Origin of the sequence: Pantoea sp. UBA4549 (assembly GCF_002387285.1) — a bacterium.
Classification (GTDB): Bacteria; Pseudomonadota; Gammaproteobacteria; order Enterobacterales; family Enterobacteriaceae; genus Pantoea; species Pantoea borealis.
In genome coordinates, this window is sequence record NZ_DGLH01000018.1 from 16,809 (window position 1) to 43,692 (window position 26,884).

Consider the following 26,884-nt stretch of genomic DNA (forward strand, 5'->3'; position numbering starts at 1 on the left):
TGGTAGGTACGCGGCGCATAAATGCGCCCCGGGTTAAATCTGCCGGCCAGGGGCGCATGAATGCGCCCCCTACGCGGGGCACGGGATCCAATATTTCCGTAGGGACGCCATTTATGGCGCCCGGGTCAAATCCCGCAATACCGTCCGGCCCGGGCGCTATCAGTAACCCGCTTTGCTGCCGCTGGTGGCGTGGCCCAGCGTGTTGAGCAGATTTGCCAGCAGGCTGGAGGCGCCAAAGCGGAAGTGACGGGCATCCGCCCAGCCTTCACCGAGGGTATCGTCGGCCAGCTTCAGGTAAAGAGCGGCATCTTCTGCAGTACGTACACCGCCGGCCGGTTTAAACCCAACCTGCTGCTGCACGCCTTTATCGCGAATAACCTGCAGCATGATAGCGGCAACGTCCGGCGTGGCATTCACCGGCACTTTACCGGTTGAGGTTTTAATAAAATCAGCCCCGGCATCAATCGCAATTTCTGATGCCGCACGGATCAGCGCCTCTTCTTTCAGCTCGCCGGTCTCAATAATAACTTTCAGCAGTACGCCCGCTGCCGCACACGCTTCTTTGCACGCTTTCACCAGCGTAAAGCCGGTATCGCGATCGCCTGCCATCAGGGCGCGATACGGAAACACCACATCCACTTCATCAGCACCGTAAGCAATCGCCGCGCGCGTTTCCGCCAGTGCGATCTCAACGTCTGCATTACCGTGCGGGAAGTTGGTCACGGTCGCAATACGCACCTCAGGCGTGCCCTGCTCGCGCAGCGTTTTACGCGCGATTGGAATAAAGCGTGGATAGATACAGATAGCCGCAGTATTGCCCGCAGGTGATTTTGCCTGATGACACAGCGCAATGACTTTTTCATCAGTGTCATCGTCATTCAGGGTAGTAAGATCCATCAGTTGCAGCGCACGCTGCGCAGCAGCATTAAGGTCGGTCATAACAGGCTCCGGAAGTCAGGCCAGCAGCAAGCTGCCGGGTAATGTGATTATTTTAACAATTGTGCAGAACTGCCATTGCGAATCAGATCACATAAAAAAGATATAACATTCACTTATTACATGAAAATGTCGTCATAAGTCGCTTTTTTAGGCTTAGGAAGAGCGAAACGACGCACAATGCAGATGTAATTATTATCACAAAATAGAGCGCTGAATGGTATCACCTGATAAACAACAGAGGGCTGTTCAGGACGAAAACGCAAAAATACGCAGGCTGTTCTGCCACAGCGCATCGGCAATCACATCAGCCGGTTCAGGACGCAGTGTGCACAAGACTTCAAACACATTACGCGCCCGCTCTGGCCGGTTAGGCTGCCCCTGAAAACCCTGCAGCGGCATATCGGGGGCGTCAGTCTCCAGCAGCAGTGACGCCAGCGGCAGGCTGGCAATGGTATGGCGGGTTTTACTGGCGCGCTCATAGGTAATGGTGCCTCCCACGCCAATGGCATAACCGAGCTGAATAAAGCGCTCTGCCTGCTGCTGGCTGCCGGCGAAGCCATGCACGACGCCACGCCGCGGCAGGTTGTGTCGCCGCAGCAGCATCGCCAGTTGATCGTGAGTACGACGCGAGTGCAGGATCACCGGCAGATCAAAGCGTTTTGCCAGCGTGAACTGCGCGTTCAGCAGTCGCGTCTGCTTTGCAAAATCGGGATCGCTCATATAGAGATCCAGCCCGATCTCACCGATCGCTATACAGTCTTTGTCTGCCTGTTGCAGATACTCAGCGAGCAGATCCAGATGATCGTCATGATGACGGACTATATTGATCGGATGCAGCCCCAGCGCCGCATAAAGCGCCGGATAATTTTTTGCCAGCTGCATCACGCGTGCGAAACGGCTTGCGTCTGTGGAGGGCACAATAATGCGCTCCACGCCGGCTGCGGCGGCCTGCGCAATGCTTGCAGCCGGATCGTCAGTAAACGGCGGGAAATCAAAGTGGCAGTGCGTGTCGATAAATTTCATGCCAGCGATCCTTCATCCCATGCAGCATCATTCCCTGCCAGCGGCGGCGTGTGTAACGGCCGCGCGTCCGGCGCGTTTGCAGCCGCGGCGGGCGGCGCGATCGGCAGCGATCGGCGTGCCGGCTCTGCATCACTCAACCACTGCCCCAGCGTAGCCAGGAAGTAGCGTCCGCTGCGCCGGCCAAGATGATAATCCTGATTCAGCGCGGCAATGCGGCTGCCGAGCGCCATGCTGGCCAGCGGGCGCGGCGGGCAAATTTCCACAATGCGCAGATTACCCGGCGGCTGTTCAATGAACTGCTGGATCTCGCGATAGCTCGCTTCATGATGATGCAGGATGTTGATCATCGGCTGCAGCGCACTGTCACCCAGCCAGCGCTCCATCCGCTGAAACCATTTCGGCGTGTAGAACATCTGTGAAGGCGTTGTCCGGATCACCACAACGGTATCCGCGCCGCGTCGCGCGGCTTCGCGCACCGGAATCGCATCGCTGATGCCGCCATCCAGATAGCTGACGCCATCCATCAGCACGCCGCTGCGATAAAAGCCCGGGATAGCGCTGGACGCTTTAATAATGTCATGCCAGGTCAGGTCGTCCGGGCTGAAATAATGCGCCTGGTAATCGTCACTGCGGCAGGCACACATATAAAATTCGCTGCCGCCAGCAAACAGTTTCTGCGCGCTGCTGAGTGCCAGCGGAAATTCACTGCGGGTAATATCGATGAGCCAGTCGAGATCGATCAGATGGCCACCACGCACAAAGCGCAGCGGATCAAAAAACTGTTTGCTGGTGGTATAACGGGTAATAACACGCCGTGCATAGCCCGGCTGGGCGCAGACAAAGGCAGAGAGGTTTTGTGCGCCGGCTGACGTGCCCAGCAGCAGATGAAAGGGATTGAAGCCTGCCCGCTGAAATTCGTCCAGTACGCCTGCGGTAAACACACCGCGCTGGCCGCCACCTTCGCATACGAGTGCAATTTTACGGGATTTAAAAGGCTGAAGCGCCAGCGGTTCGAATGAACCCAGTGACACCGGAATGCGTATACCCAATGGTGTGCCCTCAGTCGTTGCTGCTCTGAGGGAGGCCAGAGCGGCATCCCGGAGAACCAGTCATTGTCATTCCCTGACCCACTGCACGGGCAGTTGCGATGGCAGACCCTGCCATCAATGACTGGCCTCCGCTTTACATCACTAGCGGGTTACTGCAATTGATGTGTCTGGTCAGAGTTTTTTGCGCCCGGTAAACAGGCTAACCAGGAACAGAATAATACCGACAATAAAGACAATTTTAGCTGCCCATGCTGCCGTGCCTGCCAGACCGCCGAATCCTAAAGCTGCCGCGATCAGTGCAATGACCAGAAAGATAATACCCCAACGAAACATAAGCCTCTCCTTTACCATAGTAGAAATCGAACTGCTTATTCTTCACTTCACTGTTGTAATACGGAACAGCATCGGAATGATGCCGTTCCGTCTGCGTTAAGATTTCACCTTGAGGTCATTCTTCACGCTTTTCACGCCTTCAATGGCTTTTGCGATCTTCTCAGCACGCTCAGACTGTGCCTGATTCGCCACTTCTCCTGACAGCTGAACCACGCCATCGGTGGTTTCCACCTTCACATTGCGCGATGGAACGATGTCGTCTGCTAACAGCTTAGCTTTAATTTCGCTGGTTGTGGCGGCATCACCGGCATAACCTTTCAGCGAGCCTTCTTTATTGTCTCTGACGTGTAGTTTGTCACTGACGGATTTCACTCCTTCAACTTTCTGCACCAGGGCGACAGCCTTTTCAGCCTGATCCTGCGAGGCAACAAAACCGCTTAATGTCACCACACCCTGCTGCGTTTTGACGGAGATATCCGTGCTTTTAATTGCGTCATCATCAACCAGTGCCGCTTTGGCTTTAGCTGTAATGCCGCTGTCATCCATAAAACCATCGACTTTTTTCATAGAACTATCGATTTTGGAACCCGTCGAGCTGGTATCAGCAGCGAATGCCGCACCGCTTAACAGCGCCGTACCGGCCAGTGCAGCAATCAGGGTCTTGGCAATCTTAGTCTTATTCATCGATATGATCCTTCTATCAGTTAATTCACCCGCAAGCGCGAATGCACAACAGCTAACGGCGCCGTTGCTTAGATGGACGTAACCAGACTCGCAGGCCTGTTTTTTCGTCCGACAGAACAATCATAGTAGGGATTACAGCTTTTGCTGGCTTTTGTGGTTGATATCTCGCCAGAAAGTCAGGATTGCAGCGTAATTAAGAGGAGTCTGTAACCAAAAAAACAGGACCAGTAATGACTGGTCCTGATAATAAGAGGGGAATCAGTGTTCGCGGGTTTTACGGAATATCACATCAGGATAGCGTTCCTGTGTAATATTCAGGTTAACCATCGTGGGCGCAATATAGGTGAGGTTATCTCCCCCATCCAGCGCCAGGTTAACTTCATTTTTACGCTGGAAGTCATCAAACTTCTTCGCGTCGCTGCACTCGACCCAGCGGGCGGTGGAAACGTTGATCGCTTCATAGATAGCTTCAACGTTATATTCGCTCTTGAGGCGGGCTACCACCACGTCAAACTGCAGCACGCCGACGGCACCTACAATCAGATCGTTGTTATGGACCGGGCGGAACACCTGCACCGCGCCCTCTTCAGAGAGCTGAACCAGGCCTTTCAGCAGCTGCTTCTGCTTGAGCGGATCGCGCAGGCGGATGCGGCGGAACAGCTCTGGCGCAAAGTTCGGAATGCCGGTGAACTTCATCGTCTCACCCTGAGTAAAGGTGTCACCGATCTGAATAGTACCGTGGTTATGCAGACCAATGATATCGCCGGGGAACGCCTCTTCAACATGCGAGCGATCGCCGGCCATAAAGGTCAGCGCATCGGAAATCACCACATCTTTCCCGGTACGCACCTGCCGCAGTTTCATGCCCTTTTCATAACGGCCCGATACTACACGCATGAACGCCACGCGGTCGCGGTGTTTGGGATCCATATTCGCCTGAATTTTGAAGACAAAACCACTGAACTTCTCTTCGCGGGCTTCCACGATGCGGGAGTCCGTTTTGCGCGGCATCGGCGCAGGCGCCCAGGAGACCAGGCCATCCAGCATGTGATCGACCCCAAAGTTACCCAGCGCAGTCCCGAAGAACACCGGCGTCAGTTCGCCGTTCAGAAACAGCGACTGCTCAAATTCGTGTGAGGCGCCCTGCACCAGCTCCAGCTCATCACGCAGCTGCTGTGCCAGCTCTTCGCCTACCGCCGCATCGAGATCGGGATTAGCCAGTCCTTTTACAATGCGCACGTCCTGAATGGTATGGCCTTTACCGCTCTGATAGAGATAGGTTTCATCTTTATAAAGGTGGTAAACCCCTTTAAACAGCTTGCCGCAGCCGATTGGCCAGGTGATGGGCGCGCAGGCGATCTTCAGCTCGCTTTCGACCTCATCCAGCAGCTCCATCGGATCGCGGATGTCGCGGTCCAGCTTGTTCATAAAGGTGATGATAGGCGTATCGCGCAGGCGGGTCACTTCCATCAGCTTACGGGTACGATCCTCGACCCCTTTCGCCGCATCGATAACCATCAGACAGCAGTCAACCGCCGTCAGCGTGCGATAGGTATCTTCCGAGAAGTCTTCATGTCCCGGCGTATCCAGCAGGTTGACCAGGCTTTCACGATAGGGAAACTGCATGACCGAGGTGGTGATTGAAATACCACGCTGCTTCTCCATTTCCATCCAGTCTGATTTAGCATGCTGGCTGGAGCCGCGACCTTTAACGGTACCGGCGGTCTGGATAGCCTGTCCGAACAGCAGGACTTTTTCGGTGATTGTGGTTTTACCGGCGTCCGGATGCGAGATGATCGCAAAGGTACGGCGGCGCGCCACTTCTTCTAAAAAGGGAGCATTAGACATGAGTGCGTTCTTCTTCAGGGCGGCGCGTCTGTAACGCGCGGCAGATAAATCGTTCCGGAACCTGTCCGGTGGGTAACAGTGCCAGTGGCAACGCCGCGGCGTCACTGCACAGCAGCCTGTTCGCGGCTGCGCTGGCGGTGCTCCGGTTATCCGGTCAGCGTTGAGGCGGCATAGCATACAATATTTCAGCAGGCGGGGAAATCACGACTGTACCGGGCAGCCCCGGCTGTGCCCGGAGGTTCCGGGGCGAATGGCAATCAGTTCACAATGCGAATCCGTCGCATTCAGCATGTTGAATAATTCCATTTATATTCAATGGCATAAATTAAAATTTAGTGCAAAAAACCCTTCACAAAAAAGCTGACATTGCTGCATAATTCACCGTAATTTTTCTGACTGCTTAATAAGGACGCAGCGATGCTAACTGCTGAAATGACCTCTCGCCTGAACGACCAGCTCAATCTGGAATTCTTTTCTGCCAACCTCTATCTGCAGATGAGTGCCTGGTGCAGCGATAAAGGATTCGAAGGGGCCGCCTCTTTCCTGAAAATGCATTCGCGTGAAGAGATGGAGCATATGCAGCGCCTGTTCGATTACGTCAGCGACGCGGGTTCAATGCCGGTGCTGGGAAGCATAGCGGCACCGGCCATCAGCTGGAATTCACTGAGCGATGTGCTGAGCGAAGCGCTGAAGCATGAGCAGCTGATCACAAAGAAAATCAACGAACTGGTGCACACCGCGCTGACATCGCAGGACTACTCCACGTTTAATTTCCTGCAGTGGTATGTTGCTGAGCAGCATGAAGAAGAGAAATTGTTTAAAACCGTACTGGATAAGCTGGCGCTGGTGGGTAATAAAGGTGAAGGTCTGTTCCTGGTGGACAAAGATCTGGGCCGCATGAACGTCGAAGGTCACGGTCAGTCATAAAAAAGATGACATACAGCAAGCAGCAGCGCCCGGTTTTGCCGGGCGTTTTTTTATGGGCTTATTCCAGCGCTTTCAGCCGCAGCTCTGAAGGCTGCGGGCGGCCAAACAGATAGCCCTGAAACAGCGTACAGCCCTCTTCTTGTAGCTTTACAAACTGCTCATTGTTTTCCACGCCTTCTGCGGTGATCTGAATATCCAGACTGCGACTCATGCCGGTTATTGCCCGGATAATCGCCAGCGCTTCGCGGCTGTCGGCCATGTCGTTGATAAAGGACTTATCGATTTTGATCTTATCGAACGGGAAAGAGCGCAGATAGCTCAGCGAAGAGTAACCGGTGCCAAAATCATCCAGCGCAATCTGTACGCCCAGCGCTTTAAGATTCTGCAGCGTACGGATATTGCCCAGCGTATCATCCAGCAGGACCGACTCCGTGATCTCCATTTCCAGACGATGCGGTGCCAGCCCGGACTCCTGCAGCGCGCCTTCGACTACCGATACCAGCGAGCTGTTTTTAAACTGCAGCGGTGAGAGGTTTACCGAAACGGACTGTTCAGTGTTCCAGCTCTGCGCCTCACGACACGCCTCATACAGCGCATAGGCACCCAGCATATGAATAAGCCCGGTCTCTTCAGCTATCGGGATAAAATCGACCGGCATAATCAATCCTTTTACCGGATGATGCCAGCGCATCAGCGCTTCATAACCGATAATGCCGTTCTGACTGGTAATAGGCTGATAGTAGAGCCGGAGCTGCCGCCCGGTAATGGCGTCGCGCAGATCGTTTTCAATGATACGCCGGCTGCGTGCCTGATCGTCCATCTCTGCCGTAAAGTGTTCATAGCGGTTACGGCCGTTGCGCTTCGCTTCATAGAGCGCCATATCGGCGCAGCGCAGCATATGTTCCGGTGTGTTGATGGCCTGGGTCGTCAGCGCGATGCCCACGCTCAGGCCCACGGCAAGGTTATGCCCTTCGACATTCATTGGCGGCTGGATCGCCTCGATCAGACGCCGGGCCACTATGGCCGCTTCGCCGGCGTTATGGATATCGGGCAGCACAATAGCAAATTCATCGCCGCCGATGCGTGCCAGCGTATCACGCTCACGCAGTACGCTGCGCAGCCGCTTAGCCACCACGCGCAGCAGATCGTCACCAATCTGGTGACCCAGCGCATCATTCACATTTTTAAAATTGTCGAGGTCGAGACAAAGCGTGGCGCTGATCTGGTTCTGTGCCGTACCGTTACGCAGCGCTTCGCTGAGTTTTTGCCGGAACAGAATCCGGTTAGGCAGGCTGGTCAGGTTGTCATGATGCGCCATGTGATGAATACGTGCATCCGCTTCACGCTGGTCGGTCACATCTTCAACAATCAGCATGACATAATTTTGCCGCATATCTTTGCCGGTGATGGTGGTGGCGCGGGTATGCAGTACCCGCTCACCGCTGGCGGTCAGCAGCAGCTGCTCGCGGGCGTGAATGCCTTCACTGCGCAGCGCAATATCTGCCAGACTATTAAAGTAGTCGCTCAGTTCGGCAGACATGCACTCATGCGGACGCTTATGCATGAGCAGCGAACGGCTCAGCCCAAACAGCTGCTCGGCCTTAGCGTTAACCATCAGAATTTCGCGGCTGATGGCATCCTCCACGATCACGCAGGAGGGAATGTTGCTGATGATGGTGTCGAGAAAGGTCGACAGCTCGGACATTTTGATACTCTGCGCCTGCGCCAGATCGCGCGCGCGCAGAAGTTGCTGCTCATTTTCACGTCGCTCAGTGACATCGCGCGTGATTTTGGCAAACCCGATCAGGTGTCCATTCTCATCATGAATTGCGTCAATAACCACATGCGCCCAGAAGGCCGATCCATCCTTTCGGTAGCGCCATCCCTCGTCCTCGAATCGCCCGGTTTTTAACGCAATGCCCAGGTTTGCATCCGGCAGATGGAGCTGGCGATCGTGCGCGCTGTAAAAGAGTGAAAAGTGCTGTCCCACAATCTCATCTGCGCGGTATCCTTTAGCGCGCTGCGCCCCGGCGTTCCAGTTAACAACCCGCCCTTTCAGGTCCAGCATGTAGATAGCGTAATCGGTGACGCCTTCCACCAGCAGCCGAAACGTTTTTTCATGTTCGCGCTGCTGGCGCAGCAGCGCCTGCTGTTCAGTGCAGTCGCGCGTAATTTTCGCATAGCCAATCAGTTTGCCGGCATCGTCACGAATTGCGTCGATGATAACGTGCGCCCAGAACGCGGAACCATCTTTGCGGTAGCGCCACCCCTCGTCCTCAAAACGTCCGGTTTTAAACGCGGTCGCCAGATTCTTTTCCGGAATATGCTTCAGACGATCCTGCGCGCTGTAAAAACGGGAAAAGTGTTGTCCGACAATCTCCTCCGCCACGTAACCTTTTGTCCGCTGAGCGCCGGCATTCCAGTTTTCAACGTTACCCTCCAGGTCCAGCATATAAATCGCATAATCGGTCACGCCCTCTACCAGCAAACGAAAGCGCTGCTCCTGTTCACGCTGCCTGCGCTGCTGCGTCTGCTGCTGCGTACAGTCGCGGGTAATTTTGGCAAAGCCCAGTAACTCACCCTGCTCATCCCGGATGGCGTCGATCACGACGTGTGCCCAGAACGCGCTGCCATCTTTGCGATAGCGCCAGCCTTCGGTTTCAAATTTACCCACGGTGGCGGCAACAGAGAGACCGCGCTGCGGCGCGCCGTTTTTACGATCCTCTTCGCTATAAAACAGCGCAAAATTTTTACCCACGATCTCTTCTGGCGTATACCCTTTGGCGCGCTGGGCACCGGGATTCCAGTTAGTAACGGTACCGTCAGGTTTGAGCATGTAAATGGCGTAATCTACGACGCTCTGTACCAGCAACCGATACATGACGTCAGAGTTATTGTTCATATTTTGTGCCTGTTCTGGCCTGATACAGCATCGGCTTTTCAGAAGATTCTTAATTATTTCAGACTTAAACGCAAAAGTGCAGCGCTGACAAGCGCTAATCGATTTCAGACGAAATCTGGTAGTGGTGTTATCGGCAGTGGCGAGAAAACGTTCAGAGAAATGCATTATTCACTGTGGCTACCTGCTATTTATGGCAGGTCAGCCGTACAGGGGTGTGCAGAAAAACAGCATGCCGGAAAAGCCGGCATGGAGAGAGAGGAAATACGCTGTCGCTGGTCTAGCGGGCTGCCAGCTGCTGCATTACCGGCAGCCACAAATCGGTCATCATCCCGTTGCCGCCGGTAAGCGGGTCGCGCGGGGGCATTGGCACGCGCTGAATTTGCTCTCTGGCCGCACGCAGCCGCGAGGGCTCATCGCGTATCGTCTCAGGCGTCATTCCTTCCGGATAGGCTCCCACCATGAAAAAGTCTTCTGATGCGTAAACCTGTTTATGTCCGACGCCAGCCGGGATCAGTACCGCATCGCCTTCACGCAGCACCACCATACGGCCGCTGTCGCCGCCCAGCAGAATCTCTGCCCAGCCCGCCCCGACACCCAGCACTTCATGGGTGTTCGGGTGATAGTGCGTATAAGGAAATACCGGTGCACGCCATGCGGCAGGCCAGCCGCTGGCGGTGAAAGTCGTTTCAAACCAGCGTGCGCTATCCTCAGTTTCATCCGGCACCACGCGCGGCCAGATAATCAGCGGCAGCGGGCTGTTCGGCACGCCGCCGCTGGCGTGAGACAGACGAAGATACTGCGGGTTAAAAGAGGCGCCTGCTGAAAAAGTGCCGGCAGCAAACGACATCGATAACAGCAGGCTGGAAGAACAGGACGCCATGAACGTGCTCCGACAAATAATGTTAATTAATTGTGGCAAGTTCAGGCGGCAATGCAATGTGGCAATATCTGAAAAAGTCTCTGTTAATTAAGCGCTTAGTAACTTAAGCCAAATTTTTCGTTCCGGTTTTACCGGTTTGTGATGGCGATCCCGATCCGGAAAGAGCGTTGCGGATGTGCATTCAGGCCGTTTTATCCAGCTCACACCGCACGCTCACAAAATCGGGTAGCTCATTCACACGTTCAGGTGGCAGCGGCCTGCCGAGCAGGTAGCCCTGCAGCGTGTCGCAGCCGAGGCTGGTCAGAAAAGCCTGCTGATCGGGCGTCTCCACCCCTTCAGCCACCACTTTGAGATCCAGCGACTGCGCCAGCGCGACAATAGCGGCCACAATAGTGGCATCCTCAGAATGTGCCTGCAGCTCGTTCACGAATGCGCGATCGATCTTCAGTTCACTGGCGGGCAGCCGCTTCAGATAGAGCAGGCTGGAGTAGCCGGTCCCGAAGTCGTCAATCGACGCCTTTACGCCCATGCTGGTAAGTTCAGTCAGGATACGCACGCTCTCTTCCGGATCGCGCATCGCCGTGGTCTCAGTCACCTCCAGCGTCAGCTGCTCTGGCGGGATCTGATGCGTTTTCAGCGCCTGCGTTACGGTGGTAATCAGGCTGCACTGTTCAAACTGCAGCGCAGAAAGGTTAACCGCAACTGACCAGTTGATATGCCCCTCCTGATGCCAGCAGTGCAGCTGGCGACACGCTTCGTTGATCACCCAGTTGCCTATATTGATGATCAACCCGGTTTTTTCCGCCCCCGGCAGGAACATATCAGGCGTGAGCAGTCCACGCTGCGGGTGCTGCCAGCGCAGCAGCGCTTCAAACCCGAGAATCGGCCCGCCGGGCGCGCAATATTTCGGCTGGTAAAACAGCCGCAGTTCATTATTCTCCAGCGCATGCCAGAGATCGTTGTTAAGCTGCAGCTGCGACTGCGCCAGAATATTCATTGAGGGCTGGAAGAAGGTGTACCCGTTGCGACCATTGTGTTTGGTGTGGTACATCGCCGCATCGGCGTTAAACATCAGCTCACGCTCATCTCTGCCGTCGCCGGGATAAACAGCAATCCCGAGACTTAAAGAGACCATTAATTCATAACGGGATATGGCGAATGGCCGATCGACGGCCTTAACCAGCATATCTGCCACCGAGGCGGCGTCGTTAGGATCGTCAATCTCCAGCAGCAGCACAAACTCATCTCCGCCCATTCGCGCCAGCGTATAGTGCCCCTGCATCTGACCCATCATGCGTTCCGTCACGCTGACCAGCAGCTTGTCACCGGTATGATGCCCAAAAGCATCGTTAATGGCTTTAAAACCATCAAGATCCATAAACATCAGTGCAAACTGCGACTTCTCACGATTGGCTTTACTGATAGCCTGATCGAGCCGATCCTCCAGCAAAATGCGATTGGGCAGCCGGGTCAGATTGTCATGCAGCGCCAGCTGAGCCAGTTCACGGTTCGCCTCTGCCAGCGAACGCGCCAGGATCGACGTGCGCGCCTGCATACGCGCATCCAGCATAGACACCAGCAGCGTAATGCCGAGTATCGCCAGCGTCACGACGGTAACAATCATCGCCAGCCAGTCGCTGTTTACCCCGTGGTGTGTGACGTGGCTGCTCGCCGGAAAACCGGCCGCGGCCATACCGGTGTAGTGCATGCCGGCAATGGCACACCCCATGACAATAGAGGCGCCAAAACGCAACAGCGTTACCCGGCCATAGCTGTGGCGCAGGTGAAAGGCCAGCCAGAGCGCGGCCCCTGACGCGAGCAGCGCAATCAGCACAGAAATTGCGATCCAGCCCCGGTTCCAGATAATACCCGGCATAAACATCAGCGCTGCCATGCCGGTATAGTGCATGGCTACCACACCCGACCCCAGGACCAGCGCTCCGCCTGCCAGCCGCTGCCACGGCAGCTCTCCCACGCAAACCAGCCGCAGGGCAAAAATTGAAGCCAGAATAGCGACCAGCATCGATGCTGCAGTGAGTACGGGATCGTAGCTCATCTCCATATCGAGGTTCATGGAGAGCATGCCGATAAAGTGCATCGCCCAAATGCCTACGCCCATGGCAAAACCGCCGCCCAGCAGCCAGATGAGCGCGACGCGACCTGACGAGGAGGCTACCCGGCCGGCCATATCCAGCGCAGTAAATGAGGCCAGCATGGCCACAATAATTGAAACGATAACCGTAAATGAATCGTATGACGTCACGAGCATAGGGAAGTCCGGATTAACGCTGTTTCCAGCTATAAAGTCGTGCAAACGGCATCCCTGCAGCTTTTGAACCGCTATCGTCCTTCCTGAACGAGGCAGCAATCCAGCCCTCTTCCCGCGCCAGATGACAGCAGGCTAACAGGCACCAGCGCCAGCCACTGTTATGACTGCATTATCGGCATGCCGGAGAAAAGAATGAGTAAAAAAAGCGTATCAGATATTAGACGTACTACCAGCCTGAACTATAGTAAATAAAACTGATGTAAATCATAAAGCAGCCTCAGGATTAGTATTGAGGCAGCACAAAGGATTGCCTGAATTTTCTTTTTCTACGGTAGCTTACGGGTTCGCTTCTTATTGACAGGCCAGGTGAAAAAGCATCGACTCCGGATAATCAGTAAGGAATGATTATGAAAACCAAGCTTTTTCTTATGGCCGCCGGCCTGTATGCAGGATTGACGTCCGTGGCGGCACTGGCAGCCACCACCACCGGGGCGATCAACGCCACGCTCACGCTGACCACCGGGTGTCTGGTCAATGGTCAGTCGGCCACAACCGGCGTAAATTTCGGTACCCTGAACTTTGGCAGCAGCGCAGCCACCTTTGATACGCTGAATGCCACGCTGGTGGGCGCAGCCGGCAGCGGTATCTATGTGCGCTGCACAACCGGACAGACCTTTAATGTACAGGTCACCAGCAGCAGCGGCGCGCCGGGCACGGTTTACGGCACCGTCAGCGGCCAGCCACGCTATCTCATTCTGGGTTCTGATAATACCCAGGGCATCGCCTATACCCTTTACAGTGACGCTGCCTTTACCACTGCGATAGCGAACAACACCAACATCGCCGCCAGCGGTACTACCGATCCAACCCTGGGCACCAACTATGCCATTTATGGTCGGGTGGTTGGCGGCGGCTTTAATCCGCTTATCCCGGCAGGTACCTATACCGATACAATAAACGTGGCGGTGAATTACTGAGTACGGTGTACGCGCAGTGAGGGTCACGACCCACTTCTGGCGGGTAGCGGGGCTGATAGCGCTGCCCGCCTGCCTGCCGGTGCATGCGCTGTCCACGGCAAGCTTTCAGGTCGCTGCATCCATTGTGGCGGGCTGTGTGGTGTCTGGCAGCAACACCGGCGTGTTTGGCACGCTCAATTTCGGCACGCAATCAGGTGTGGCTACGGGAAATCTCAGCGCAAGCTACCTGCAGAGCACGACGTTAAACCTGGCCTGCACGCCAGGCACCGCCGTCAGCATGAGTATCAATGGTGGCGCTAACTACACCTCAACCCGCAATCTCAAACATACCAGCAGCACCAATACCGTCGCCTATCGGCTCTACAGCAATGCCGCCCTGACTGCACCTATACCTGTCAACAGCGCTATAGCCCTGAACTACAGCAATGCGAACACGATTACGCTGCCTGTCTATGGTCAGCTGACGTTGCCTGGCGCTGCGCGAGCCGGAACCTATACCGACACGCTGACCGTCACCCTGAGCTGGTGATGCTGAAAAAAAAGGATGAACCATGAGAAATCTGTGTGCGCTGTTTTTGCTGTTAATGGCTCCTGCAGGCCAGGCAGCCAATTCGCTGATGATCTGGCCCATTGATCCCGCCATAGCCTCTGAAGATAAAGCCAGCGAGCTCTGGCTGGAGAACCGCGGCAGTAGCAGTACGATTATGCAGGTGCGCATTTTTGCCTGGCAGCAGCGTGAGGGTCAGGAGCAGTATCAGACGCAGCAGCAGGTGGCCGCCAGTCCGCCAATGGTACGGCTGGAGCCGGGGCAAAAACAGCTGGTGCGCCTGATCAAGCAGACCCCCCCGCCTGCCGGTGAGGAGAGCGCCTATCGCGTGGTTCTGGATGAGATCCCGGCACCGCGTAAACCTGGTGAGAATCAGGCCGGGCTTAATTTTCAGATGCGCTACTCCGTTCCGCTTTTCATCTACGGCAGCGGCCTGACGCGCGACAGCGCAAAAGCGGTGCTGAGCTGGCGCGAAGTCAGCAGCGGCGGCAGGCGCTGGCTGGAGCTGACTAACAGCGGCAGCGGTCATGCGCGCCTGAGCAATGTTCGCGCCGGCGGAACAGCCCTGGGCAGCGGCCTGTTTGGCTACGTGCTGGCACACAGCAGCCAGCGCTGGCCCGTCAGTCAGCCTTTACGCGGTGAGCTGGCAGCCGATGTCAACAATCGCGCCTGGCGCAGCACCGCCGCACGCTGATGACGCCTGCGCCCTCGCGTTATCTGCTGCTGAGCAGCGTACTGATTATCCTGCCAGCGACCGGGCGTGCAGAGAGCTGGTCTGCGCTGCCGCCCCCGCCCGCGCTGGAGAGCAGCGCACAGGGACAGCAGCTGATGCTGGAGCTGATTATCAATCAGCGTGCGCGGGGTGATATTGTCGCCGTGGAACATCAGCAGGATCATTTCTGGCTGCGCCGCAGCGATTTGCTGCAGGCAGGTGTGGCGGCAGAAAAGCTGCCGGATGAGCGGGTCGATCTCCGTCAGCTGCCCGGCGCTGATGTCACCTATGATGAAACCCGGCAGCGGCTGCTGCTGACGGTGCCGCCGGACTGGCTGCCGGCGCAGCGGCTCGGGCAGTCTGAGCAGCGTCCCCGTTTTCCGGGACGTGCCAGCAACGGAGCGCTGCTGAATTACGACTTTTATCTGACCCACACTGCCCGTGCCGGCTCACGCCTCTCCTCATGGAATGAGTTGCGGCTGTTCGGCCCGGCGGGACAGTTCTCCTCTAACGGCGTCTATACGCAGCAGCTGAATGGATCGCTCAGCGGCCAGCAGGAAGGCTATCTGCGTTACGACACCTGGTTCAGTAACGAGAATGAAGACGCAGCGATCAGCTGGCGGTTGGGCGATGTTATTACTGACGCCCTGAGCTGGAGCAACAGCGTGCGGCTGGGCGGGATTCAGATAGCACGCGACTTCAGCGTGCGTCCCGATTTAGTAACCTATCCGCTGCCCGCCTTCAGCGGCCAGGCGGCGGTGCCCTCCTCGGTCGATCTGTTTATCAACGGTTATCGCAGTGCGCAAACAGCAGTGCAGCCCGGTCCGTGGTCGCTGACCAACGTGCCGTTTGTCAATGGTGCCGGGGATGCGGTGATCACCACCACCGATGCGCTGGGACGCCAGGTTACCACGACACTGCCCTTTTACGTGTCGGCCAGCCTGCTCAAACGCGGTCTGGCTGATTACGCCTTTTCCGCCGGAGCTGTCCGGCAAAATTATGGTGTGAAAAGCGCTGACTACGGTGCTGCCGCGGCGAGTGGCTCCTATCGCTACGGTCTCAGCGACTGGCTGACGCTGGAGTCGCACGCCGAGGGCAGTAATGAGGTTGTCATGGGTGGCGCGGGTGGCCTGCTGAAAGCAGGAAGCCTGGGCGTGATCAACGCGGCAGTGGCGCAAAGCAACGCGCAGGGCCAGGGCGGCACGCAGTACAGCTGGGGATATCAGTATAACAACAGCTGGTTCAGTCTCGGCACTCAGCATATTCTGCGCGATACAACTTTCAGTAATCTGGCGCTGGTCGGCAGCCGCAGTGAAAGCGCTGACAGTCGCTATTCACTTGCGCGCCGCAGCGCACAGTATACGGCAAGCCTTTCGCTCAGCGACTACGGCAGCCTGGGACTCGCTTATCTCGATATCAATGGCGGCTACGGTGAGCGGACGCGCCTGTGGAACCTGACCTGGAGCAAAAACCTGTGGGGCAACAGCAGTCTCTATATTTCTGCCAGCCGCGATCGCGATCTCGGTAGCTGGGACGGGGCGATTTCACTGGTGATCCCGTTTGGCGAGCAGAGCAGCGCATCAGTCAGCGTGGAGCGCGATCGCCAGGGACGCAGCAACCAGCGGCTGTATGCCTCACGCGCGATGCCAACCGATGGCGGTATCGCCTGGGACGCCTCCTGGGCGCGTCAGGGGGGCGACAGCGGCGATTACCGTCAGGGCAGCCTGCGCTATCGCAATAACCGGATTGATACGTCAGCAGGCTTCTGGGGCGATGATGACAACACCACGCAATGGGCGGATCTCTCCGGTGCGCTGGTGCTGATGGATAACCGCCTCTTTGCTGCTAATGATATCAACGATGCCTTTGTGCTGGTGAAAACCCGCTATCCCGGCGTGACCGTACGCTATGAGAACCAGGCGATGGGGAAAACCGACGGCCAGGGCTATCTGCTGGTGCCTGCGGTCAGCAGCTACTACGGTGCAAAATATGATATCGATACGCTGGATCTGCCTGCCAGTGTGGCCGCGTCCCGGGTTGAGCAGCGCATTGCCGTGAAGCGTAAAAGCGGTTTTCTGCTCGATTTTCCGGTTGAGCCGCTGCGCGCTGCCAGCGTTATTTTGCAGGACACACGCGGCCAGCCGCTGCCACTTGCCAGCCAGGTATTACGCGCAGGGAAGGAGAGCAGTTATGTGGGCTGGGATGGCATCGTCTGGCTGGAGAACTTGCAGGCCCGCAATACGCTGCAGGTTGTCACGCCCGATGGCCGGCGGTGCGAAACCACATTCAGCGTTGCGCGCGGCGAACCGGAAGCGCTGAAAACCTATGGCCCGCTGATCTGCGCGCTACCCGCCCCGCAGGCGGGCGACGGTGCGCTGGCTCAGACGCCCTCAGCAGGAGTACGCCCATGATAAAGTTATTGTTGATGCTGTCGCTGCTGCTGCCTGGCGTCAGCTATGCGCTCTGCCCGCTCTCCGCTTCGCCGGCCAGCTTTGGCAGCCAGACCACCTTTTCTGTGCAATCACAGGTTATCCCCACGTCCACTAATACAAATGTCAACTGCGGCTCCGCCACGCTTAACCTGCTGGGCAACGACTACATTACCTATGCGTTTACCACTGCCAGCTATCTGAACGGCACCCGCGCCACGCTGAAAGCGAGCGCCGGCGGCAGCGACAATGTCCCGATCCAGCTCTGTATCGACAGCGCCTGCGCCACCGAACTGCGTCAGGGCAACAGCTACCGCTGGAACGCCTCGGCGCTGCTGACGCTGGGCAACAGCCTTAACTTTACTATTCCGCTCTATTTTCGCACCGTTCCGGGACAGGTTATCGCGGCAGGCACGTACACCACCACCCTGACGCTGACGGTCAGCTACAGCATTTGTACCGGGCTAAACGTGGCGGGAGCCTGTGTCGGAACCGTACAGAGCAGCAGCGGCACCGCCCTGCCGCTGACTCTGACCCTGGTGGCCACTAACGACTGCACCACCATTACTGCGCCCAACCTCAACTTTGGCAGCGCGCCGCTGGCGGGCAGCTTCTCTGCTGTTCAGCAGACCATCAGCGTGGTCTGCTCTAAAGAGAGCACCTATAGCGTCGGCCTGAGCAACGGCAATAATTTCAGCGGCAGCGCGCGGCAGATGGCAAACGGTGCCAGCCGGCTGGCCTATGACATTTATAAAGGGACAACCACGACCTCCCGCTGGGGGCCATCCGGCAGCGATCGCTGGAGCAGCAGCACCTCAACCTCGCTTAATCCCGATACGGTAACGCGCAACTTTACCTATACGGCCCGGATACTGACGACGCAGGCGACGCCGGCGGCCGGAAACTACACGGATAATGTGATCGTGGACGTGGCGTTTTAGCGGGGAAAAGAGCCGGCCGCAGGATGCGGCCGGAAAAGCGTCAGAGTGAGGCGCTGGCGGGTGTTACCGCGTGGCGCTGCTGGTACTGTCTGACCATCCGGCCAATCAGCAGCGTGCCTGCCAGCCCGCAGACGGCAGCAAAAGAGAGCCAGACGCCGGGCATCGCTTTATCGCCGGTGGCATGAATAAGGTAGCTGGAGATGGCTGGCGTAAAGCCGCCAAACAGCGCAGTAGCGAGGCTGTAGGCCAGTGAAAAGCCAGACGCGCGCACCTCTGCCGGCATAATCTCCGCCAGGTAAACCACCATAGCGCCGTTGTAGCTGGCATAGAGAAAAGAGAGCCACAGCTCCGCTTCGACCAGATGTGCAAAGCTTGCGGAACCGGTCAGCCAGTGCAGCACCGGCCAGGCCGTCAGGATCATCAGCACGGTAAAGATAATCAGCAGCGGCCGCCGGCCGACCCGATCGGAAACCGATCCCATCACCGGCAGCCAGAACAGATTGGATAGACCGACAAACAGCGTGACCAGGAAGCTCTGTTTATCGCTCATCATCAGCACTGTTTTGCCAAAGGTCGGCGTGAAAGCGGTGATCATATAGAACATAACGGTGGTGGTGACCACCATCAGCATGCCCGCCAGCACCAGCGCCCAGTTCTGTCCGACAGACCGCACAATCTGACGCATAGTGGGATGCGTTTTGCGCTGGCTGAACGCTTCGGTCTCTTCCAGCATGCGGCGGATCCAGAACAGAAACGGCACAATCATACAGCCCACCACAAACGGAATACGCCAGCCCCATTCAGTGACGGCTTCTTTCGCCAGCAGGTGGTTCAGAGCGAGTCCCAGCAGCGCGGCGAAAATCACCGCGACCTGCTGACTTCCTGACTGCCAGCTGACCCAGAACCCCTTACGCCCTTCGGGCGCCGCTTCTGCGAGGTAAACCGAGACGCCGCCGAGTTCTACGCCTGCGGAAAAGCCCTGCAGCAGACGTCCGATCAGGATCAAAATCGGTGCCGCTGCGCCAAGCGTGGCGTAACCCGGTACCAGCGCAATGGTCAGCGTGCCGATCGCCATCAGCCCCAGCGTCAGCAGCAGGCCTTTCCGCCGGCCGTGATGATCGATATAAGCACCCAGCACGATCGCGCCCAGCGGGCGCATAAGAAAGCCGGCGCCAAAAGTCATCAGCGTCAGCATCAGCGAGGCAAAGGGATCGTCGCCAGGGAAAAAGGTTTTAGCGATGGCGGTGGCGTAGTAGCCAAAGACCATAAAATCATACATCTCAAGGAAGTTACCGCTGGTAACGCTAAAGATGGTTTTCGCCCCGCTGCGCGCAGGTTTTTGTAAAGATGACTGGCTGCTCATACTGTCCTTCCTGGTTTTTTACCCGTTGTAGCCTGCTCAGCCAGGAATAAATGTGATCTTAATCACCCTTGCGCTTTACAAAGACTGACAAAAGGTAACAGGAAATTAACAATACGGCGCTGTTCTGACAGCCGCCCTGTGGAGAAGTACATACAAAAAAAGCCGCTGTTATCAGCGGCTTTCTTCTGCAGGAACAGCGTGGCTATTTGCTGGCGGCTTCCATTCCCATCAGGCCAATCTTCAGATAGCCTGCCTCACGCAGCTGGTCCATAACCGCCATCAGTGTTTCATAATCCACTGACTTATCGGCCTGGAAGAAAATAGTCGTCTGCTTATCTCCCGCAGTCTGCGTAGTCAGCGCCTTCACCAGCGTCTCTTTGGTCACCGCATCATTGCCGATATAGATCTGCTTATCCGCTTTAATTGAAAGGTAAACCGGCTTATCCGGGCGGGGCTGTGGTGCGCTGGTGGACGCTGGCAGATTAACGCGCACATCCACCGTTGCCAGCGGTGCCGCCACCATAAAGATAATCAGCAGCACCAGCATAACGTCGATAAACGGCGTAACGTTGATCTCATGCATTTCGCTGTCGCCAGCGGCATCGTCGTTTAAACGCATCGCCATAATCGTTACCCTGCGCGCAGCTTATGCGCCGCGGCCGGACGGCTGGTTTCCGCTGCGACGTGCGCCGTACCGAGATCCAGATCGCGACTCTGCAGCAGCAGCACCTGGGCCGCGACATCCCCCAGCGACGCTTTGTAATTGGCAATCATGCGCGCAAAGACGTTGTAGATGACCACGGCAGGAATAGCGGCAACCAGGCCAACCGCAGTCGCCAGCAGCGCTTCGGCGATACCGGGTGCGACCACGGCAAGGTTGGTGGTCTGCGTTTTAGCGATGCCGATAAAGCTGTTCATGATGCCCCAGACGGTGCCGAACAGGCCGATAAAAGGCGCCACAGAACCAATGGTTGCCAGAAAACCGTTGCCGCGCCCGGCATGACGGCTGAAGGCCCCCACGCGACGCTCAAGGCGAAAGCTGGTGCGCTCTTTAATACCCGCCAGATCTTCCGTACCGGCCGACAGCGCCAGCTCCTCGCGCGCATCGGCCAGCAGCAGGGCGCTGTGGCTGCTGGCTTTAAAGGCCTCTGCTGTACGGTAAGCGTCAGCCAGTGAGCGTGCTTCGCCCAGCGCCTGATGCTCTTTTTTCAGACGACGTTTCGCGGCGCTCAGTTCAGCATATTTGCCAAAAAAGATAGCCCAGGTTACGACGGATGCCAGTAACAGGCCAATCATGACAATTTTCACCACGATGTCGGCATGCTGGTACATCCCCCAGACGGAGAGGTCTGTCTGCATTAAATCACTGGCTACCACGCTGCATCTCCAGATTCTGTTGTAGAGTTCACGACTGAAGAGACGATCATAGCAAAAAAAAGGATCTAAGTGATAGTCGTTCTCATTACTATTTACAAAGCGTCCTCCTGCTGTTCTTGTGCCGCGGCCGCCGGGCTGGCGCGACTCTGATAATCGGTAAACAGGCTCAACCCCTGCCCCTGATTCGTGGTAACGTGAACGCTTTGTAAGATGGGTCAGGACAGGCAGTGATGGCTACGAAAAAACTGGATACCGCGCTGGTGAGCGCAGGACGTAATAAACGTTATACGCAGGGCGCGGTGAACAGCGTTATACAGCGCGCCTCATCCCTGGTTTTTGACACCGTCGCGGATAAACAACGCGCCACCGCCGGGCGTGCCGAAGGCGAACTCTTTTATGGCCGTCGCGGCACGCTCACGCACTTTTCGCTGCAGGATGCCATGACCGAACTGGAAGGGGGCGCGGGCTGTGCACTCTATCCCTGCGGCGCAGCCGCCGTTGCCAACGCCATTCTGGCGTTTGTTGAAACGGGCGATCACGTACTGATGAGCGGAGCGGTTTACGAACCCACGCAGGATTTCTGTACCAAAATCCTCACCAAAATGCAGGTCACCACCACTTGGTTTGATCACTGCATCGGCAGTGAGATCGGTGAACTGGTGCAGCCCAATACCCGCGTGGTGTTTCTGGAATCGCCGGCGTCTGTAACGATGGAAGTGCAGGATATCCCGGCCATTGTGGCGGCCGTGCGCGCCAAAGCGCCCGAAGCAATTATCATGCTGGATAACACCTGGGCGGCGGGCGTGCTGTTTAACGCGCTGGCGTTCGGAGTGGATATCTCTATTCAGGCTGGCACGAAGTATATCATTGGCCACAGTGATGCCATGATCGGCACCGCGGTGGCAAACGCCCGCTGCTGGCCGCAGCTGCGTGAGAACTCCTACCTGATGGGGCAGATGGTCGATGCGGATACCGCCTATATGGCGAGCCGCGGCCTGCGTACTCTGGGTACCCGCCTGCGCCAGCATGAAGAGAGTGCGCTGCAGGTGGCTGAGTGGCTGAGTGGCCGGCCTGAAGTGGCGCGGGTCAACCATCCGGCGCTGGCGCAGAGTCCGGGACACCGTTTCTGGCAGCGCGACTTCAGCGGCAGCAGCGGCCTGTTTTCATTTGTGCTGCATGAGCGTCTGAATGCGCAGCAGCTGGCAAATTATCTCGATCGCTTCCATCATTTCAGCATGGCCTATTCATGGGGCGGTTATGAATCCCTGATTCTGGCCAGCCAGCCAGAAGAGCTGGCGGCGATTCGTCCGGCAGGCGGTATCGACTTTGATGGCACCCTGATACGTCTGCATATCGGTCTGGAGCACGTCAGCGACCTGCTGGCCGATCTGCAGGCGGGTTTTGACCGCTTAACAAGTTAAACCAACCTTCAACCCTCGGCAGCCGCCCGTGTCAGATCAACGCGCAGGCGGCTGCGGGGGGCTATTATAAAAGCCTTGTAACTCGACGGGATAGCAGATGGGTGTTTTACATGAGATTGTCCAGGCGCTCTGGCATCAGGATTTTGCTGCGCTGGCCAATCCGGATGTCGTATGGATTGTCTACGGCGTGATGTTTCTGACGCTGTTTCTGGAAAATGGTTTATTACCGGCGTCGTTTCTGCCGGGTGACAGTCTGCTGCTGCTGGCGGGCGCAATGATTGCCAAAGGCGTCATGGACTTTGTGCCGACCATGGTGATCCTGACCACCGCCGCCAGCCTCGGCTGCTGGCTGAGCTATCTGCAGGGGCGCTGGCTGGGCAATACAAAGCTGGTGAAAAGCTGGCTGATGCATCTGCCCGCACAATACCATCAGCGCGCCTGGCATCTGTTTAACCGCCACGGACTGATGGCGCTGCTGGTGGGCCGTTTCCTGGCGTTTGTCCGTACCCTGCTGCCTACCATGGCGGGCATCTCCGGGCTGCGCAACAGCCGCTTTCAGCTGTTTAACTGGCTGAGCGGCGTATTGTGGGTCGGTATTGTGGTCACCATGGGCTACGGCATCAGCCAGGTGCCGTTTATCAAACGGCATGAAGATCAGGTGATGGCTATTCTGATGATCCTGCCGCTGGTGCTGCTGTTTACCGGGCTGGCCGGCAGCATTGTGGTGATCTGGAAAAAACGCCGCCAGAAACCCTCCTGATTAAGACGCCGCGTCAAACGGCAGCGCCCGCACTGTTTGACGCGCACGGTTAACCTCTTCACCCGGCGTGGTGCCAAACAGCCGTTTGAACTCGCGGGAAAACTGTGACGGACTCTCATACCCGACGCGCAATGCCGCTGTGCTTGCCTTCACATTATCCTGCAGCATCATCAGCCGCGCCTGATGCAGACGATAGCGTTTAAGGTACTGCAGCGGTGACGTCTGCGTTACCGCTTTAAAGTTGTGATGAAACGCGGACACGCTCATGTTGACCTCGGCCGCCAGCGTCTCAACGCTCAGGCTCCCGGCAAAATGCGTTTCAATCCGCCGCAGCGCGCGCGCAATCAGACTGAACTGCGTCTGCCGGTTAACCAGCGACAGCAGCGCCCCGCCAATCGGGCCGGTCAGCACATAATAAAGGATTTCCCGTACCAGCTGCGGCCCAAGCACGCGCGCATCGCGCGGATGGCTCATCACATCCAGCAGCCGCTCTGCGGCACACAGCATCTCTTCGCTCAGAAAAGCAGAATGGATACCCGAGGTCTGCACGGCGGGCTGAAACTGCTCATCATCACCGATATCCAGCAGCAGGTCCTGCAGCGAGGCGGTATCAACGCTCAGGCACATACCCGCCAGCGGCGCATCGGGGGTGGCTTCCGTTTCGCACTCAACCGGCAGCGGCACCGTCAGCATCAGATATTTACTGGCGTCATAGTGAAATACCGTGCTGCCGAGATAACCGGTTTTACGTCCCTGAAACAGGATCACGATACCAGGCTGATACATCATTGGCGTACGCGGCAGCGTTTCGCTGGCATAGATAAGCCGGACATTTTTCACCGCACAGTGCGGTTTATGCGGGTCGCACATGAGCGCGACGACCCGGCGGGCAAGCTGGCGACACAGAGCGTCATGAGACATGGCGGCTTTCCGGGTAAAAAAACCAGTGTGCCGCAACGCTGCATAAAGCTCTACTCCTCTGGAGGATCAGGCAAGATTTTTGCAGAAAAGGGTCAGAGAGCGCGCTGGCGGAGCGATCCGCACTGCGCGTTTGTTGTCTAGACTTAAGCACACCGTTTGATCATTCAGCGACCGCAATGAAAAAGGAGCCCCTATGACAGATCAACCTATTATCAAACTGCGTGACGGCAACATGATGCCGCAGCTTGGCCTCGGTGTCTGGCAGGCAAGTCAGGAAGAGGCACATACCGCCGTACTGAAAGCGCTGGAAGTGGGTTATCGCTCTATCGATACCGCTGCCGCCTATAAAAATGAAGAGGCGATTGGCCGGGCGCTGAAGGACACCTCCGTAGCGCGCGACGATATTTTCGTGACCACCAAGCTGTGGAATGACGATCAGCAGAATGTACAGCAGGCGATGGAGACCAGCCTGGAGAAACTGCAGCTCGATAGCGTGGATCTCTACCTGATGCACTGGCCATGTCCGGCGAAAGATACCTACGTTGAGGCATGGAAAAAGATGGTTGAGCTGCAGCAGCAGGGCCTGACCAAAAGCATCGGCGTCTGTAACTTTCATGAAGCCCATCTGAAACGCCTGATTGATGAAACCGGCGTAACGCCGGTGGTGAATCAGATTGAACTGCACCCGATGCTGCAGCAGCGTACGCTGCACGCCTGGAACGCGCTGCATCAGATCCAGACAGAGTCCTGGAGCCCGCTGGCACAGGGTGGCGAAGGTGTTTTCGATCAGGAGATTATCCGCACGCTGGCGAAGAAATATGGCAAGAGCGCCGCGCAGATTGTGATCCGCTGGCATCTGGACAGCGGCCTGGTGGTGATCCCGAAATCAGTCACCCCGGCACGCATTGAAGAGAACTTTAAAGTCTTTGATTTCCGGCTGGAGAAAAGTGAGATCAGTGAAATCACCAAACTGGATAAGGGCCAGCGTCTGGGACCCGATCCGGAAGCATTTAACGGCTAAAGCAGTATGATGTTTGCGGCCGCCCTCAGCGGCGGCCCTTTCACACTCAGCTTCAGGAAAGCGGATTGACGACCATCTGCCCTGCCGTACCGCGATCGGCCAGTTCCAGCGTCTGGCTGTAGTAAACAAACGGGAAATGATCGCTGGCGCTTTGCGGAAAACTCACCAGCAGCTCAACACTGCCGTCGACCCAGACGGTATCTTTCCAGCCGCGATCTTCGCCCATTGACTGCGCGCCGTTGACGCTCTTGATGAGAAACATCACGCCCTGAATATGCAGCGACTGCGGGCGATCGGCGTGAATAATCCAGCGTTCAAACGTCCCCTGCTGCGCGGTGGTATCGATGCGGCTCATATCCCATAGCGCGCCATTGATGCCCGGTACGCTGTCGCCAATACGAAACTCGCGCGTCCGCACTGCAGCGCCATCCAGGATCTGATCGGCCAGCAGACGCATCGGCAGGTTATCCGTGACCAGCGGTAACAGCCCGGTCGGACGCAGCGTCAGCACCAGCGTGTTGGTCAGAATGGATGAGGGTTCAAACAGGCCGCGCAGGCGATCCATAATGCCTGCCGCCGTGCCCGCTGTAATCGACACTTCATCACCCTGCGACATATCCACCAGCACCTCACGTCGCTCGCCAGGTGCCAGAGAGAGCGTCTGCACCGCGACCGGCGAAGGCAGAAAACCCTGATCGCTGGCAATAACGGTAAAAGGACGGTTGTCGGAGAAACGCAGGTCAAAGCGTCGGGCATTGGCGGCGTTCAGCAGGCGCAGGCGCACCCAGCCGCGGGAAACATCAACATAGGGATTCTGCACGCCGTTAACCAGCAGCGTATCCCCGAGAAATCCGCCTTCTGACGGCGGGTTATACACCGGCGTGGCAAAGTTATCGAGGCGCTTATCCTGAATCACCAGCGGAAAATCATCCACGCCATAGTGTTTAGGCAGCGGCAGAGATTTGCTCACCTCATCTTCAATCAGCCACATTCCTGCCAGACCATTGTAGACGTGCGGTGCCATATGATTCGGCGTGCTGGCGTGATACCACAGCGTCGCCGCTCCCTGCCGGATAGGCAGCACTGGCGACCAGTCAGCACCCGCTGACATCAGGCGGGGTGCCCCGCCCATCAGCGCGCCCGGCACCTGCAGACCGCTGACCGTCATCGCCACCGGCTCATTAAGCCGGTTGCTGTAGATAAGTTTGACATCATCACCGCTGTAAACCCGTACGGTCGGCCCCAGATAGAGGCCGTTAATGCCCCAGACCGGTACTTTGCTGCCGCTGCCCGTAAACGACCAGTGACTGCGCTGCAGCGTCAGAAACAGTGGCTGTCCGCGACGGGATTCAATCAGCGGCGGGACCGGCAGCGGGACATCGCCTGCCGGAGCAGCGGCGCGGGCTGAAAAAGGCAATGCCGATGAAGCCAGCGCAACGCCGGCAGAAAGCTGAATAAAGTGACGTCTGCTGCAAGACATAAAACTTCAGACCTTTTGAGCGTGGCGTAAAACGCCGTGTCCATGTTGTTGTTGTTAATTTTGCTGTGGTGCGCAGGGGCA

Annotated in this window: 23 protein-coding genes; 9 read left to right on the top strand and 14 right to left on the bottom strand. The window is 56.9% G+C overall.

Going from position 1 to position 26,884, the window contains the following annotated elements:
- Positions 1–159: 159 nt before the first annotated feature.
- The 6 genes from deoC to prfC form a co-directional block, all read right to left on the bottom strand.
- Positions 160–939: a deoxyribose-phosphate aldolase gene (gene deoC / locus B3041_RS15860; protein ID WP_065648200.1), complete on the bottom strand. Its 780-nt coding sequence runs from the start codon at positions 937–939 to the stop codon at positions 160–162.
- Between the two features lie 246 nt (positions 940–1,185).
- Positions 1,186–1,962 (bottom strand): TatD family hydrolase, encoded by a 777-nt coding sequence (locus B3041_RS15865; protein ID WP_065648199.1) that lies wholly within the window; start codon positions 1,960–1,962, stop codon positions 1,186–1,188.
- Entirely contained in the window at positions 1,959–3,011 is a 1,053-nt protein-coding gene (locus B3041_RS15870; RefSeq protein ID WP_065648198.1) for a patatin-like phospholipase family protein, read from the bottom strand. Before B3041_RS15870 ends, B3041_RS15865 begins: the two co-directional genes overlap by 4 nt.
- A gap of 171 nt (positions 3,012–3,182) precedes the next feature.
- Positions 3,183–3,344: a DUF1328 domain-containing protein gene (locus B3041_RS15875; RefSeq protein ID WP_065648197.1), complete on the bottom strand. Its 162-nt coding sequence runs from the start codon at positions 3,342–3,344 to the stop codon at positions 3,183–3,185.
- A 96-nt stretch (positions 3,345–3,440) separates the two neighbouring features.
- Positions 3,441–4,028: a molecular chaperone OsmY gene (gene osmY, locus B3041_RS15880; RefSeq protein WP_065648196.1), complete on the bottom strand. Its 588-nt coding sequence runs from the start codon at positions 4,026–4,028 to the stop codon at positions 3,441–3,443.
- A gap of 258 nt (positions 4,029–4,286) precedes the next feature.
- Entirely contained in the window at positions 4,287–5,876 is a 1,590-nt protein-coding gene (gene prfC, locus B3041_RS15885; RefSeq protein ID WP_065648195.1) for a peptide chain release factor 3, read from the bottom strand.
- A gap of 417 nt (positions 5,877–6,293) precedes the next feature.
- Here prfC and ftnA point away from each other — a divergent pair, with 417 nt between their 5' ends.
- Positions 6,294–6,803: a non-heme ferritin gene (ftnA, locus tag B3041_RS15890; RefSeq protein WP_065648194.1), complete on the top strand. Its 510-nt coding sequence runs from the start codon at positions 6,294–6,296 to the stop codon at positions 6,801–6,803.
- 58 nt (positions 6,804–6,861) lie between these two features.
- Here the strand turns inward: ftnA and B3041_RS15895 are convergent, their stop codons facing one another.
- The 3 genes from B3041_RS15895 to B3041_RS15905 all read right to left on the bottom strand — a co-directional run bounded on the left by B3041_RS15895 (position 6,862) and on the right by B3041_RS15905 (position 12,854).
- Positions 6,862–9,705, bottom strand: a complete 2,844-nt coding sequence (locus B3041_RS15895) for a sensor domain-containing protein (RefSeq protein WP_292977130.1) — start codon at positions 9,703–9,705, stop codon at positions 6,862–6,864.
- A gap of 277 nt (positions 9,706–9,982) precedes the next feature.
- Positions 9,983–10,585, bottom strand: coding sequence for a hypothetical protein (locus tag B3041_RS15900; RefSeq protein WP_292977132.1), 603 nt, complete (start codon positions 10,583–10,585; stop codon positions 9,983–9,985).
- 181 nt (positions 10,586–10,766) lie between these two features.
- Positions 10,767–12,854, bottom strand: a complete 2,088-nt coding sequence (locus B3041_RS15905) for a putative bifunctional diguanylate cyclase/phosphodiesterase (protein ID WP_065648191.1) — start codon at positions 12,852–12,854, stop codon at positions 10,767–10,769.
- Positions 12,855–13,261: 407 nt separating this feature from the next.
- Here B3041_RS15905 and B3041_RS15910 point away from each other — a divergent pair, with 407 nt between their 5' ends.
- From B3041_RS15910 to B3041_RS15930, 5 genes are read left to right on the top strand one after another with little or no spacing between them, the layout of a single operon-like run.
- Entirely contained in the window at positions 13,262–13,831 is a 570-nt protein-coding gene (locus B3041_RS15910) for a spore coat protein U domain-containing protein (RefSeq protein WP_065648190.1), read from the top strand.
- A 52-nt stretch (positions 13,832–13,883) separates the two neighbouring features.
- Positions 13,884–14,360 (top strand): Csu type fimbrial protein, encoded by a 477-nt coding sequence (locus tag B3041_RS15915; RefSeq protein WP_065648366.1) that lies wholly within the window; start codon positions 13,884–13,886, stop codon positions 14,358–14,360.
- A 22-nt stretch (positions 14,361–14,382) separates the two neighbouring features.
- Complete coding sequence (locus B3041_RS15920; protein WP_065648189.1) at positions 14,383–15,072, top strand: fimbrial biogenesis chaperone; 690 nt, start codon at positions 14,383–14,385, stop codon at positions 15,070–15,072.
- Positions 15,072–17,501 carry a fimbria/pilus outer membrane usher protein gene (locus tag B3041_RS15925; RefSeq protein WP_065648188.1) on the top strand — a complete coding sequence of 810 codons (2,430 nt, stop codon included), beginning with the start codon at positions 15,072–15,074 and terminating at the stop codon, positions 17,499–17,501. The genes B3041_RS15920 and B3041_RS15925 overlap by 1 nt, the downstream gene beginning before the upstream one ends.
- Positions 17,498–18,460 (top strand): Csu type fimbrial protein, encoded by a 963-nt coding sequence (locus tag B3041_RS15930; RefSeq protein WP_065648187.1) that lies wholly within the window; start codon positions 17,498–17,500, stop codon positions 18,458–18,460. The genes B3041_RS15925 and B3041_RS15930 overlap by 4 nt, the downstream gene beginning before the upstream one ends.
- Positions 18,461–18,500: 40 nt before the next feature.
- Here the strand turns inward: B3041_RS15930 and B3041_RS15935 are convergent, their stop codons facing one another.
- The 3 genes from B3041_RS15935 to exbB all read right to left on the bottom strand — a co-directional run bounded on the left by B3041_RS15935 (position 18,501) and on the right by exbB (position 21,182).
- On the bottom strand, positions 18,501–19,823 hold the full coding sequence (locus B3041_RS15935) for an MFS transporter (RefSeq protein ID WP_065648186.1): 1,323 nt from the start codon (positions 19,821–19,823) through the stop codon (positions 18,501–18,503).
- Between the two features lie 202 nt (positions 19,824–20,025).
- Positions 20,026–20,448, bottom strand: a complete 423-nt coding sequence (gene exbD / locus B3041_RS15940; protein ID WP_065648185.1) for a TonB system transport protein ExbD — start codon at positions 20,446–20,448, stop codon at positions 20,026–20,028.
- Positions 20,449–20,453: 5 nt separating this feature from the next.
- On the bottom strand, positions 20,454–21,182 hold the full coding sequence (gene exbB, locus B3041_RS15945; protein ID WP_206099891.1) for a tol-pal system-associated acyl-CoA thioesterase: 729 nt from the start codon (positions 21,180–21,182) through the stop codon (positions 20,454–20,456).
- Positions 21,183–21,430: 248 nt separating this feature from the next.
- Between exbB and metC the strand changes: the two genes are divergently transcribed.
- Together metC and B3041_RS15955 are read left to right on the top strand one after the other, a co-directional pair.
- Positions 21,431–22,621, top strand: a complete 1,191-nt coding sequence (gene metC, locus B3041_RS15950; protein ID WP_065648183.1) for a cystathionine beta-lyase — start codon at positions 21,431–21,433, stop codon at positions 22,619–22,621.
- A gap of 97 nt (positions 22,622–22,718) precedes the next feature.
- Complete coding sequence (locus B3041_RS15955; RefSeq protein ID WP_065648182.1) at positions 22,719–23,381, top strand: DedA family protein; 663 nt, start codon at positions 22,719–22,721, stop codon at positions 23,379–23,381.
- On the opposite strand, the gene B3041_RS15960 is transcribed toward B3041_RS15955, so the two are convergent.
- A complete protein-coding gene (locus tag B3041_RS15960; protein ID WP_065648181.1) occupies positions 23,382–24,302 on the bottom strand; it encodes an AraC family transcriptional regulator in 921 nt (306 codons plus the stop codon).
- A 193-nt stretch (positions 24,303–24,495) separates the two neighbouring features.
- Here B3041_RS15960 and dkgA point away from each other — a divergent pair, with 193 nt between their 5' ends.
- Positions 24,496–25,323, top strand: coding sequence for a 2,5-didehydrogluconate reductase DkgA (dkgA, locus tag B3041_RS15965; RefSeq protein ID WP_292977137.1), 828 nt, complete (start codon positions 24,496–24,498; stop codon positions 25,321–25,323).
- 52 nt (positions 25,324–25,375) lie between these two features.
- Here dkgA and ftsP read toward each other — a convergent pair whose 3' ends face one another.
- A complete protein-coding gene (ftsP, locus tag B3041_RS15970) occupies positions 25,376–26,803 on the bottom strand; it encodes a cell division protein FtsP (RefSeq protein ID WP_065648179.1) in 1,428 nt (475 codons plus the stop codon).
- Positions 26,804–26,884 lie beyond the last annotated feature (81 nt).

What these genes read in the sequence shown, in the direction of transcription:
- deoC (WP_065648200.1), bottom strand. Translation starts at nt 939, where the DNA reads ATGACCGACCTTAATGCTGCTGCGCAGCGTGCGCTGCAACTGATGGAT.
- B3041_RS15865 (WP_065648199.1), bottom strand. Translation starts at nt 1,962, where the DNA reads ATGAAATTTATCGACACGCACTGCCACTTTGATTTCCCGCCGTTTACT.
- B3041_RS15875 (WP_065648197.1), bottom strand. Translation starts at nt 3,344, where the DNA reads ATGTTTCGTTGGGGTATTATCTTTCTGGTCATTGCACTGATCGCGGCA.
- osmY (WP_065648196.1), bottom strand. Translation starts at nt 4,028, where the DNA reads ATGAATAAGACTAAGATTGCCAAGACCCTGATTGCTGCACTGGCCGGT.
- prfC (WP_065648195.1), bottom strand. Translation starts at nt 5,876, where the DNA reads ATGTCTAATGCTCCCTTTTTAGAAGAAGTGGCGCGCCGCCGTACCTTT.
- ftnA (WP_065648194.1), top strand. Translation starts at nt 6,294, where the DNA reads ATGCTAACTGCTGAAATGACCTCTCGCCTGAACGACCAGCTCAATCTG.
- B3041_RS15895 (WP_292977130.1), bottom strand. Translation starts at nt 9,705, where the DNA reads ATGAACAATAACTCTGACGTCATGTATCGGTTGCTGGTACAGAGCGTC.
- B3041_RS15900 (WP_292977132.1), bottom strand. Translation starts at nt 10,585, where the DNA reads ATGGCGTCCTGTTCTTCCAGCCTGCTGTTATCGATGTCGTTTGCTGCC.
- B3041_RS15905 (WP_065648191.1), bottom strand. Translation starts at nt 12,854, where the DNA reads ATGCTCGTGACGTCATACGATTCATTTACGGTTATCGTTTCAATTATT.
- B3041_RS15910 (WP_065648190.1), top strand. Translation starts at nt 13,262, where the DNA reads ATGAAAACCAAGCTTTTTCTTATGGCCGCCGGCCTGTATGCAGGATTG.
- B3041_RS15920 (WP_065648189.1), top strand. Translation starts at nt 14,383, where the DNA reads ATGAGAAATCTGTGTGCGCTGTTTTTGCTGTTAATGGCTCCTGCAGGC.
- B3041_RS15925 (WP_065648188.1), top strand. Translation starts at nt 15,072, where the DNA reads ATGACGCCTGCGCCCTCGCGTTATCTGCTGCTGAGCAGCGTACTGATT.
- B3041_RS15930 (WP_065648187.1), top strand. Translation starts at nt 17,498, where the DNA reads ATGATAAAGTTATTGTTGATGCTGTCGCTGCTGCTGCCTGGCGTCAGC.
- B3041_RS15935 (WP_065648186.1), bottom strand. Translation starts at nt 19,823, where the DNA reads ATGAGCAGCCAGTCATCTTTACAAAAACCTGCGCGCAGCGGGGCGAAA.
- exbD (WP_065648185.1), bottom strand. Translation starts at nt 20,448, where the DNA reads ATGGCGATGCGTTTAAACGACGATGCCGCTGGCGACAGCGAAATGCAT.
- exbB (WP_206099891.1), bottom strand. Translation starts at nt 21,182, where the DNA reads ATGCAGACAGACCTCTCCGTCTGGGGGATGTACCAGCATGCCGACATC.
- metC (WP_065648183.1), top strand. Translation starts at nt 21,431, where the DNA reads ATGGCTACGAAAAAACTGGATACCGCGCTGGTGAGCGCAGGACGTAAT.
- B3041_RS15955 (WP_065648182.1), top strand. Translation starts at nt 22,719, where the DNA reads ATGGGTGTTTTACATGAGATTGTCCAGGCGCTCTGGCATCAGGATTTT.
- B3041_RS15960 (WP_065648181.1), bottom strand. Translation starts at nt 24,302, where the DNA reads ATGTCTCATGACGCTCTGTGTCGCCAGCTTGCCCGCCGGGTCGTCGCG.
- dkgA (WP_292977137.1), top strand. Translation starts at nt 24,496, where the DNA reads ATGACAGATCAACCTATTATCAAACTGCGTGACGGCAACATGATGCCG.
- ftsP (WP_065648179.1), bottom strand. Translation starts at nt 26,803, where the DNA reads ATGTCTTGCAGCAGACGTCACTTTATTCAGCTTTCTGCCGGCGTTGCG.